9 protein-coding genes are annotated in these 11,258 nt (G+C 63.5%); 5 read left to right on the top strand and 4 right to left on the bottom strand.

Annotated features, from left to right (window positions below; all coding sequences use genetic code 11):
* Nucleotides 1-1,264 (top strand): glycosyltransferase 87 family protein (locus tag ABJF10_RS24245; protein WP_348547202.1); only part of this gene is annotated, 1,264 nt, incomplete at its 5' end.
* A 431-nt stretch (nucleotides 1,265-1,695) separates the two neighbouring features.
* On the opposite strand, the gene infC is transcribed toward ABJF10_RS24245, so the two are convergent.
* Nucleotides 1,696-2,301 (bottom strand): translation initiation factor IF-3, encoded by a 606-nt coding sequence (gene infC, locus ABJF10_RS24240; RefSeq protein WP_348547203.1) that lies wholly within the window; start codon nucleotides 2,299-2,301, stop codon nucleotides 1,696-1,698.
* A gap of 515 nt (nucleotides 2,302-2,816) precedes the next feature.
* On the bottom strand, nucleotides 2,817-3,620 hold the full coding sequence (locus ABJF10_RS24235; RefSeq protein WP_348547201.1) for a hypothetical protein: 804 nt from the start codon (nucleotides 3,618-3,620) through the stop codon (nucleotides 2,817-2,819).
* 143 nt (nucleotides 3,621-3,763) lie between these two features.
* Here ABJF10_RS24235 and ABJF10_RS24230 point away from each other — a divergent pair, with 143 nt between their 5' ends.
* The 3 genes from ABJF10_RS24230 (at nucleotide 3,764) to ABJF10_RS24220 (ending at nucleotide 7,382) form a co-directional block, all read left to right on the top strand.
* Nucleotides 3,764-4,495, top strand: coding sequence for a response regulator transcription factor (locus ABJF10_RS24230; RefSeq protein ID WP_348547200.1), 732 nt, complete (start codon nucleotides 3,764-3,766; stop codon nucleotides 4,493-4,495).
* Entirely contained in the window at nucleotides 4,479-6,176 is a 1,698-nt protein-coding gene (locus tag ABJF10_RS24225) for a HAMP domain-containing sensor histidine kinase (RefSeq protein ID WP_348547199.1), read from the top strand. The genes ABJF10_RS24230 and ABJF10_RS24225 overlap by 17 nt, the downstream gene beginning before the upstream one ends.
* 183 nt (nucleotides 6,177-6,359) lie before the next feature.
* Entirely contained in the window at nucleotides 6,360-7,382 is a 1,023-nt protein-coding gene (locus ABJF10_RS24220; protein WP_348547198.1) for an alpha/beta hydrolase, read from the top strand.
* A gap of 61 nt (nucleotides 7,383-7,443) precedes the next feature.
* On the opposite strand, the gene ABJF10_RS24215 is transcribed toward ABJF10_RS24220, so the two are convergent.
* On the bottom strand, nucleotides 7,444-7,815 hold the full coding sequence (locus ABJF10_RS24215; protein ID WP_348547197.1) for a hypothetical protein: 372 nt from the start codon (nucleotides 7,813-7,815) through the stop codon (nucleotides 7,444-7,446).
* A 149-nt stretch (nucleotides 7,816-7,964) separates the two neighbouring features.
* On the opposite strand from ABJF10_RS24215, the gene ABJF10_RS24210 reads away from it, so the two are divergent.
* Nucleotides 7,965-8,879 (top strand): fused MFS/spermidine synthase, encoded by a 915-nt coding sequence (locus tag ABJF10_RS24210; RefSeq protein WP_348547196.1) that lies wholly within the window; start codon nucleotides 7,965-7,967, stop codon nucleotides 8,877-8,879.
* Between the two features lie 29 nt (nucleotides 8,880-8,908).
* Here ABJF10_RS24210 and ptsP read toward each other — a convergent pair.
* Nucleotides 8,909-11,258: phosphoenolpyruvate--protein phosphotransferase (gene ptsP / locus ABJF10_RS24205; RefSeq protein WP_348547195.1), on the bottom strand; the 2,350-nt coding region annotated here is incomplete at its 5' end.

Here is an 11,258-nt window from a genome sequence, read left to right as displayed (position 1 = left end):
GAAGATTAAACCCGAACTGCTCGTGCTTCTCATCGCCCTGCTGGCGGTGGCGGCCAAGCTCTATTGCGCCGCCACGACCTACGGCACGGTGGACGTCATTCTCTATTACGGTTTCGCGAAAAACATCGTCCACGAGGGCGTGGTCAACACCTACCTGCACGACCGCATTTTCAATCATCCACCGCTCTTGGGGAACTACCTGGGCTTCGCTTATCAACTGGCCGGCGGCACCGAGACGACTCCGGCCAGCGGTCAACGCTTTGCCTTTTTCCACCGTCTGCCCGGCATCCTTGCCGATTTCTCGGTCGTGCTGCTGTTGCTCTGGATTCGCCGCCAGACGGGGCGGCCGCCGTGGTGGGCCATCGCCGTGCTCGCGGCGAGCCCGGTGTCGTTCATGATCTCTGGCTATCACGGGAACTACGACCCGCTGATTCCGCTCGGGCTCACGCTGACGGTGATCGCCTGCATGCAGCGCCGTGCTTTGCTCGCTGGCGTGCTGCTCGCCGTCGCCTGCCAGGTGAAGATCATCCCCTTGCTCATGAGCCCGGTGCTCTTTTTCTACTGGTGGCAGCAGGGTCGGGACAAAGCCTGGACCTTCATGGCCGCCACCGTCCTCACGCTGCTCCTCTGCTGGAGCGCACCGCTTCTCGCCGCGCCGGAGATCTTCACCCGTCAGGTGCTCGTCTACAACAGCATCTGGGGCTGGTGGGGTATCACCTACCTGCTGAATATCAGCGGCATCGATGGCTTGGCGGGCATGGTCTCGCTTAAGCCGCTCAGCCCCTCCCAGGCGCTGGTCACGCAAACGCTCAAGTTCCTCGTCATCGCCGGCACGCTTGTGCTCGCCTGGCGGCGCCGGAAAGCCGCCCCCGCTGAATTGCTGGCCACCATGGGCCTCGTCTGGGGGCTCTTCTTCACCTTTGCGCCGGGCTTCGGCGTCCAGTACCTGGCGTGGGTCAGCCCATTCCTGCTCTTCTATTCCACCCGCTGGTTCCTGGCCTTCACCGGCTCCGCGTCGGTGGCCCTCTTCATCTTCTATAACACCATCTCCAACGGCATCCCTTGGCAAAAAGGCTTCGGCCTCGAGCGTCTTTTTGGCATTTGGGGGCCACCGCTCCTGCTTCCATGGGTCGTCTTCGTCGCCTTCATGATTGCCTCCCGCTGGGAGTTCGGGATCGGCGCTGCGCCGGTGGCCGAAGAGTCACCAGACGCCGCGGCGACTGCGCCGGAGCAGACGGAGACGCCCGCGGCGCTGTCCTCGTAGGGGGCGTGTCCTCACGCGCCGGGGGATTCGGCCCCCGGAAACGCTATTTTTGGGCGCAGAAATCAACTTTTCCGCAATGGAGCCAATGGAACCAATGGAGCCAATGGAGCCATGCACATTTTGCGGCGAGTCATGGCACACTTCCCTGCATGAACTCCGACGCTTTTCCACTCCGCCCGCCATGGCAAGGTCGCTCACTGCCGCCGGCCATTCGCGAGGAACTCAAGCAAGGCTCCGGCGAAGAAAAGGAAACCGATTTAAGGTGCCTTAAGCCCCCTTAAGCCGATTTAAGGTGCGAGTTTTTTTCACGGAGGCTGGATCGTGAAGCGAGGCCGAATCACGCCGGCGCATCGGTACACGTGAATACGCGATCGAATCGGAAATACATCCAGGCACCTACGGCGGTTGCCGCCGGATCGACGGTAAAGCGCTTACGCCTGCTCTTCGGTAGCGTCGTCGTCGTCCTCGTCGTCGTCCGCCTCGTCCTCGAGGGGGGGGAGATCGTGGTCGCTATAAAAGTGGCGTTTGCGCTTGTTGGAAGGCAGCGGCGCGAGCGTCATCGTCACGCTCTTGCCCATCAGCTTGGCCGCCATCTCGACGTTGGCCATGGTCGTGAGGTCGTTTCTGACGCGCTCCATCAGTTTCATGCCCAAGTCCTGGTGCGCCATTTCGCGACCGCGGAATTGCAATTGCACCCGCACCTTGTTGCCCTTGTCGAGGAACTCCTCCGCGTGCCGCATCTTCGTCACGTAATCGTGCTCGTCGATGTTCACCCGGAACTTGATTTCCTTGAGTTTGCTCCCCGCGTTCTTCTTCTCCTTCTCATGCTTGGCCGCTTCGTACTTGAACTTGCCGAAGTCCACGATGCGGCACACGGGAGGGGTGGCATTGGCTGCGACCTCAACGAGATCGAGCCCCATTTCCTGCGCCTTGCGGATGGCGTCTGAAAGCTTCATGACACCAAGTTGTTCACCAGACGCAGCGAGAATCACACGCACCTCGCGGGCGCGGATTCGACCATTAACACGATTTTGGATTTGAATAGGGAGACTCTCTTTCTACGCGAGCGGGGAGCGGGTGCACGCGCAGTGTTTAAACTTCTCAGTTCGCAGTTTTCTTTGCGGCTTGGCGGAAAAATCCACGGCCGAAGCTCCGGCATCACCGCGCTTGCGAAGGCGTTCCCGGCGATGAGGCAACGCGGCTATGCGCCGCTCACCCGAGCGTTCCATGTAACGAACGTACGGGCTACGGGCAAGGTGAATCTTGCGCCGGACTGCATTAGTTAATGGGAGCGGGCCGACGAAGGCCGGCCGTTTTCGGTGGCATCGCCGGCCCGGGAGCGCCGCAGGTGCGAAGAACCCGCCCGAATCGGGCCGAAACAAGTAAGTAAATACGCGTAGACTACCGCTGCCGCCTGTGCGAATAATTTCCCGGCCACCGGCCAATGTGCCATCTGGGGTCACTCACAAGCTGCCTCAGAGCCGGTTCATAGCCAGCCTTTGGTCGGTGCGCCACCTTTCAACCCCATGGTGTGGAGTGGGGGAGCGCCTCGCTATTTCCGCGCCGGAAAGAGCCTCCGCCATTCGTCGTTGGTCATCCGCGGCGCCCCGTCAAGCGAGCCAGTCGACAGGCCGGTCGTTTTCAAGGATTTGGTTTGTAGCGCGGTGGTGGTGGACTTTTGGGAGTTGGCGTCCCGGGTTGGCGCGCTGGACGGAGCCGAAACGGCAGGGTGATTGGACGAGGCTCCTGTCGGCGAGACGTCCACATCCGCCTCCTTGAGCAATTGCGTGAGCATCGCCTGGATTTGCGGCGTCAGTTTGGCCACTTGGGAATGTTGCGCCTGATCCCCGGGGGCAGACTGAGAGAGGAGGGTGGACACGAGCGTCATCAACGAGGCGGCCGGGTCGTTTGAAGCCCCCTGAGGTGCGCGCTCCGTCTCTCCAGCCTTGATCATTTGCGTGATCATCGTCTGGACTTGCGGTGATAGTTGCGGTTCCTCCCGGTGCGCAGACGGTGTGAAAACTTTGGTCGCAAGCGCCATCAATGAAGCCATCGTGTTGTCCGTGGGTCCTTCTGCTCGCAGGTCCACACCCGGAGTCCTGGGCGCCTTCGTGTCCATCGCTTGAATTTGCGGGAGGACCGCGTTGGCCAGGGCCATCAATGGAACCAGCGGGCTGGCCGAGGATGCCCCCGCCGCCACGTCCACATCCGTTGCTTTGCGCAGATCCGCGAGCATCGCCTGAATCTGCGGCGTCAGCTTCTCCGCTTGGGACATGTGGGATTCATCCCCGGGGGAGCAGAGCGCAAAGACGGTGGTGGCGAGGACCGTCGCGGAAACAAAAGAAAGCGTGGGCATAGGTTCGGCTGGGTTGGTGGTCGCCGCTGATGGAAAGACACCTTCGTGAAGACCGTGTGTGCGCGATAGCGAATTTTTGTTAAGGAAGTGTAAATCTAATCCCGCCCGTCACGCGACCCGCTAATCTCCTCCCCGAAATACCGATGAACTCCTCCCCGCCATCGACCCGCCCGCGCCTGCTCGTCATCGACGACGACCGCAAGCTCTGCCGGCTCATTGCCGACTATCTCGACCCGCTCGGCTACGATGTCACCACTGTGCACACCGGCCCCGACGGGGTGGAGCGCGCCACCGCCGAGGCCTGGCAGGCCATCATTCTCGATCTCATGCTGCCGGGGCTCGATGGCTTTGAAGTGCTCAAGCAAATCCGCCGCACCAGCGACGTGCCCGTGCTGATGCTCACCGCACGCGGCGACGAGGCGGACCGTATCGTCGGCCTGGAGATCGGCGCCGACGATTATCTGCCGAAGACTTTTTCTTCGCGCGAATTGCTCGCCCGCATCCGAGCCGTCACGCGCCGCACCGCGCGTACGCCCGCCGCGCTGAAGGATTCCGACGCCGAGATCGTCATCGACAAGCTGCGCATCAATCCCGGCTCGCGCACCGCCGCGCTCGACGACCAGGCGCTCGTGCTCACGCCGGTGGAGTTCGAGTTGCTACTCTCGCTGGCCCGCGCGAAGGGCCGCGTGAAAACGCGCGATCATCTCCTCGAGCAAATCCGCGAGCGCGAATACGAAGTCTTCGATCGCTCCATCGATGTCCATATCTCCGCCCTGCGCAAAAAGCTCGGCGACGACCCGAAGACGCCGCACTTCATTCGCACCGTCCGCGCTGCGGGCTACATGCTCATCGATCCCGATGCCGACACCTACTGATCATCCGCCGCTGCGCGGGGTGCGCTTCCCCCTCTCGGTGAAAATCCTCATGTGGTTCTTCCTGAACCTCGCTTTTCTCGGCGGGGCCGGATGGCTGGCCGCGCGCGGCCAGCTCCGCATGGGGCTCGATTCGCTCATCGCGGGTCCGGTCAATGATCGCTTGCAGACCATGGGAGCGGTGGTCTCCCAGCAGCTCAATGAACGGCCTCCGGCCCGGTGGGATCAAATCCTGCAAAACACGGCCAATGCCTACCACCTGCAAGTGGCTCTCTTTCGCAACGACGGCGGGCTCGTCGCCGGCCACCTCGAACTCCCCGAGGAAGTGCGCAATCGCCTCCGCGAGATCCGCCCCGGGCGCCGCCCGGAAGATCCGCCTCCTCCCAATGGCGAGCGTGGTGAGCCACCCCCGCGGCGCGACGGTCCGCCGGGCGACCCGTCGCCCGATGCTCCACGCCGCAACGGCGAGCCTCCGCCCAATGGGGAACGCTCTCCCAATGGCGAGCGTCCACCACCCCGGCCACCCCCCATGGCCATCCAGGGCAGCTTTCCCAAGATGATGCTGCACACCAGCGCCCCCAGTCTCTACTGGGTGCTCATCCGCATGCCGGTCGTGGACCGCCACAAGCCTTCGCCCGCGCCAACCACGCTCATCCTTGCCACGGATTCCTTGCGCGGGGGCGGGTTGCTTTTCGATTACCGGCCCTGGCTCATCGGTGGCGGCATCGTGCTTCTCGTCTCGGTACTGCTGTGGGTGCCGCTGGTGCGTGGCATCACCCGCACCCTGCGGCAAATGACCGGCGCGGCGGAGTCCATCGCCCGGGGCCGCTTCGACACGCATTTGGACATGCGCCGGTCGGATGAACTGGGGCGGCTCGGCAGCGCGCTCAATCATATGTCCGCCCGCTTGCGGGAATTCTTCACCGGCCAAAAACGCTTTCTCGGCGACATTGCCCACGAGCTCTGTTCCCCGCTGGCCCGCATGGAAATGGCGCTCGGCATTCTCGATCAGCGGGCCGATGAAAAGCAGCGCAATTATGTGGCGGACGTGCGCGAGGAGTTGCGCCACATGTCTGAGCTCGTGCACGAACTCCTCTCCTTTTCCAAGGCCGGCGTGGGCGGCAAGAATGTGGAATTGGTGCCGGTGTCGCTGGCTGAACTCACGGGACGCGTCGTCGCCCGTGAAACCAAGGAGCGCGGCGGCGTGGTCGTCGATGTTCCCAGTACCCTCACCGCGCTCGCCGAGCCCGATCTCTTGGGTCGCGCCCTCGGCAATGTCATCCGCAACGCCCTCCGCTACGCCTCGCCCACCAGCGCCGCTTCCGAAAGTTATTCCTACCGCCCCACGGTGCAAAGCGACGGCCGCCCCTCCGGCCCCATCACCGTTTCCGCCCGCGACTGCGGCGAGCACATTTCCCTGCTCGTCACCGATTGCGGCCCCGGCGTCCCCGAGGAAGCGCTCCATCGCTTGTTCGACCCTTTCTTCCGCCCGGAATCCGCGCGCACCCGCGAAACCGGTGGCACCGGCCTCGGCCTCGCTATCGTGCGCAGTTGCGTGGAAGCCTGCGGCGGTTCCGTCGCCGTGCGCAACGTGAAACCCAGCGGCCTCCAGGTGGAGTTCGAACTGCGCTGCGCCCCATCCCAGCCCGATCCCAAAATCCGTCTGGCTGCCGTCACGGCATAGCGGGGCGACCGCCGACAGGCGGCCGAAAACCCCGTCATCCTGATCCCGCGACTGCGGGAGAAGAATCTCTGATTTCGCTCTGGCATCTTCCGCGTCGCTGTGTCCACGAGCACTGCATAATCTTTGACCGTACTGACGAATGACAGGACTAAGACGTACCGCTAAAACGGATCACCCCAAAACATGAACCGCCTCCTCCCCGTCCTCCTTTTCACTGTCGGCTCCCTCTGCCTCGCCCAGGAAAAAGCACCCGCGCCTGCCAAGGAGCGCACTCCCGCTGACGGCCCGTTCATCCCCGCACCCGCTCTGTCCGGTGGCATCGTCCTCGCGCTCTATCCGAAGGATTCACCGCTGCTCAACCACGAGCGCATCCACGAAGCGGAACGCTACAACACCAGCGGCAAGAGCGCGGACAAGCTCCTCAACACCCTCAATATTCACAATCCCACCATCGAGGTGCACCTCGCGCCGGGCGATCCGCCGAACACCGGCGCGGCCGTCATCGTCGCGCCGGGCGGTGGGCACAAGATCCTCTGGGTCGGGCCGGAGGGCTACGACTTGGTGCCATTCTTCGCCAAGCTCGGTGTCTCAACCATCGTCCTGCGCAATCGTCTCCGCGTCGATGGCTACGAGCCCACTGTCGATGCGGTCAACGACGCCTTTCAAGCCATTCGCCTCGTGCGCAGCCACGCGGCGGAATGGAAGCTCGACCCGGCGAAAATCGGCATGATCGGCTTTTCCGCCGGAGGCGAACTTTCTGCACCGACCGCGCTCTTCTTCGATGACTTTGCGCAGAAGAATGCCGCCCCCTCCGATCCGCTCGCGAAGGTCTCTCCGCGTCCCGATTTCGTCGGTATCATCTATCCGGGCCCCACGCCTTTCACCAAGGCGCCCGAGACGCCGATCCCCGCCAATGTCCCCCCGAGTTTCATCGTCTGCGCTGGCTCAGGCGACCAGGTACACGCCGTCTGGGCGACCGAGTATTTTACGCCGATGCTCAAGGCCGGCGTACCCAACGTCGAGATGCACATCTACGGGCGCGGCACGCACGGCGGCGCGGTCAGTGCGCGCGGTGGCATCCCGTTTGGCACCTGGCAGGATCGCTTTGCCGAATGGTTCCGCGACCTCGGCTTCCTCGAAGCGCCCGGCACCGAAACCAAAGCCGCCCATGAAGTGGCTGCCTACGCGAAGAAGCACGCGAAGTAAACGGCGCCATCACCGCCGCTGCGACACCAACCATTCCACCTCGCCCGCATCCTTCTGGCCCTCAGGCGGCCGACTGGTTGCCCCATTCGTTTTTCACCACCGTCCTGGTGGCCAGCGTACGCTTTAGCACCAGAATTTCCGTATCCTTTGCATTGATCCTGTTGCGCAACGCCGTCACCTGATTTTGTTTTTTGGCGAGCAGCTTCCTCGGGGTCAGGTAAAACAAATGCGCCGCCCACACGCCGCCGTAGGCCACCGTAATTGCCGCCAGCCCGACAAAGACCGAGAAGCCGATGTGCACGAGCGTGTCCGTCCCCCACCAGCAAAACCCGAGAAACGCTGCGACCATGAAAGTGGCGTTCGCGAAGACAATGGACCGGGCGCTTCTCTCGAGCACAAAGGACCACGCATCGGTCCCCGCCGTCTTCCACAAATGTGCCTCGTAATTCTGCGTATTCCGCTGACGCGCCTTCTCCGAGGACGAGTCCTGGAGTAGCATTTCCGGCATTCGTCTCGATACGCCGGATCATTCGTTTTTGCAACTCCCCATCCGCTGAGAAATCTCCAAGCGCCCACGGACCAATGCCTTCCGGCGCTTTATTTTTTTTCCGCACAGCGCTGGCGCCATTCCTCATCCGCGCCCGCCTCGACGCGCTCGCGTCGCGCCCGCCATTGCGCGATGATCCGGCAGCAATGACCCACGGTGAACGAGTTTTGGTAGCCCGGCATTCCGCATTCCAAGCGATTCTCCTGACCGAGAACGCCGCCGGGATGCGGACGCTTCGCTTTGGCGCCGGCGGGCATTCCCAAAGCGTGATCAAGGTGGACGATCCCCGGCACCTGGAATTGCCCTACGCTCGCGTCCTGCCTGCGTGTCTGGCATTCGTGCGGAACCCGCTTCGCGTTTTGATTGTCGGCCTGGGTGGCGGCACGATTCCACGATTTCTGCACAGCCACTTCCCGCAGATGAGGATCGATGTTGTCGAACTGGATCAGGAAGTTTTGAACGTGGCCAGGGAGCACTGTGGATTCGAGGAAGACGAGAGGATGCGCGTGTCTGTGGACGATGGCAGAGATTTCATTGAGGCGAGCGCTGGCGGCTACGACATCATCATCCTCGACTGTTTCGACGCCGAAACGATCCCCCCGCATCTGGCCACCTTGGAATTTCTCCACCGGGTGCGCCGCACGCTGTCTCCCGGCGGAATGGTCGTCGCCAACATCTGGGGCCGCGCCTCGAATCCTCTCTACGCCCACATGCTCCTCACGTACCGCGCCGCCTTCGCCGATGTTTATGTCTTCGACGTGCCCCAGCCTGGCACCAAGCTGTTCGTCGGCCTTCCCGCGAAACGGGAGATGTCGCGTGAGGAAGTCATCGCCACCGCCCGCGAAATCTGCCGGCGTCACCAGTTCGGCTATGATCTCAGCGCCTCCATCGCCGGCTTCCGAGACGCCGCCCTCGAAACCGCCCGCGGCGGCTCCGTGTTGCGGGATTGATCAGCGCGGGGGAACTCCACCGCCCAATGCTAGGCCGGATCGCGACCTTCCGCCACGCTTCGCACTTCCGTAGTCGAAGTCAGGTCGATCGCCCGTCGGGCCAGCGATTGGAGGTCGCCGTGGCGGGCTGCCCGGATCGTGGACTTGATTGCGGGAATTCGCGTGGGATTGAGGCTCAATTCGTCCACCCCGAGTCCGATGAGCAGACGCGCGGCGGTCGGGTCGGACGCCGACTCTCCGCAGACGGCGACATGTTTTCCGCGCCGATGTGCTTCGGTGACGATCTGCTCGATCATCCGCAAAACCGCGGGATGGAGCGCATCTTGAAAGCGCGCGAGCGCCGGATTGCCGCGATCGGCGGCGAGCACGTATTGCGTGAGGTCGTTGGTCCCGATGCTGAAGAAATCCGCCTCCACGGCGAATTGGTCGCTCAGCATCGCCGCGGAGGGAACCTCGACCATGATGCCGGTGGAAATGGGCCACGCGTGAGGGACGCCGGATTGAGCGAGCACGCGATGCGCTTCGTCGAGCGCCGCGCGGGCTTCGCGAAGCTCGGACAGCTCGGTGATCATCGGGAACATGATCCGAAAATCACCGCCGTCGGCCGCCCGCAGGATGGCGCGGAGCTGGGTCTGGAATAATTCCGGCCGGCTCAGGCAAACACGGATGCCGCGCTCGCCGAGAAAGGGATTGGCCTCGCGTGGCAGGCCGAGATAGGGGGCTTCCTTGTCGCCGCCAATATCCAGGGTGCGGATAACCACGGGGCGAGTGCCCATCGTTTCACGCACCTGACGCAGCGCGGCGAATTGTTCGTCCTCACTCGGCGCGTCCTGACGGTCGATAAAGAGAAACTCGGTGCGAAAAAGTCCCACGCCCTCCGCCCCGCGTTCTAGCGCGGCCGCGGCTTCGCCGACCCGGCCAAGGTTGGCGGAGATCGCGACGGTGCGGCCATCGGTGGTCACGGCGGCTTCGTGCCGAATCCGGGCAGCTTCCTCGGCGGCGATGCGCTGGGTCTCCATCCGCGTGCGCAAGGCCTCAATTTTCGCCGATGGCGGATCGATCCACAGTTCGCCCGTGTCCCCATCGAACGCCGCCGTGGCAGCCGCGGCGCCGATTCGCGGAAAAGTTGCTCGCGCATGAGCGATGGCCGGGACGCCACGGGCGCGCAGCAGGATCGCGGCGTGCGAAGTTCTGCCGCCTTGAAGGCAGATGACACCCAGCACGTTTTTGGAAAGCGCGGTCACTTCCGCCGGCGCGAGATCGTCCACGACGAGAATGCCGGCCTGGGGGAGATCGCCGACGCGAGGCCGGGCGACGCCCAGTGCCGCAAGGACCCGCACGCCGATGTCGCGCACATCCGCGGCGCGCTGGCGCAGATACTCGTCGTCCAGTTGTGCATAGTTTGCCGCGACCTCCTGATAAGCATTCGCCCACGCGCGGGCCGCGTTTTCGCGGTGCTCGCGGATCGCCGCCTCGGCGCGGTGGAGTAAGTCGGGATCTTCGAGCAGGAGCGCCTGCGCGGCGAAGATCGCAGCTTCATTCTTACCCAATGTGCTTCGCAGCGCGGTTTGCTCCCGGGCAACGGCGGCTTTGGCCTCGTCGATCGCTTTGTGCAATCGGTCGATCTCGTTGTCCGGATTCTCCACCTTCTCCTCGGGCACGGCGATCTCAGCACTCGTTGTAAAAAAAAGCGGCCCGATGGCGAGGCCGCTGGAGACCGGGACTGGCTCATCCGTCGTGGTGGTGGGAGGTACAGTTGCGGCCGGCGATGGCTCCGCAAGTGAATCGCCGAGGCCACTTTCCACGGATGGGCGCAGGGCTTGCAGCGCGGTCTTCGCCTCGGGACCGCTGGCCGAGATTTCAATTTCATGGCCGCGCAAAATCCCGAGGGAGGCGAGACCGGTGAGACTCTTGGCGGAAGTAGGCCCGCGACCCTTGGTTACGTTGCGCACTTGAATATCGGCGTGAAAGGCCGACGCCTCGCGGATGAAGCGCGCGGCCGGTCGGGCGTGCCAGCCGAGCGGGTTCGGAATGGTTACGCGAATCGTCTCTTCCGGATTCGTCGCGGCCTTTGGATTTGGGTCAGGCGTCATCGCGCCCTCTCCAGCGACGTGCTCCCGCTTTTGCCGGAGCGCGCCTTCTGCTTCGCGGCTTACCTCATCGAGCGTGCTGCCCAGGGATGCGACGACACCAGCAGCGACCGCGCCTTCCACAAACGGCGCGGCCACACAGCGGACGCGCGCCCGTTGTTCATCCTCGAGAAAGCCGAGCGCGGTATCCGCGCTGAGCAAGGCACTGCCCATATCCATCAGCACGAGCACGCCTTCCGTGCTCATCACCGTCGTGATCGCTTCCATGATCTCCATCGCATTGGTCCCG

Source organism: Chthoniobacter sp., from assembly GCF_040003245.1.
Lineage (GTDB): Bacteria > Verrucomicrobiota > Verrucomicrobiia > Chthoniobacterales > Chthoniobacteraceae > Chthoniobacter.
The sequence above is the reverse complement of the archived record's forward strand: the minus strand, read 5'-3'. Positions and strand labels throughout refer to the sequence as shown.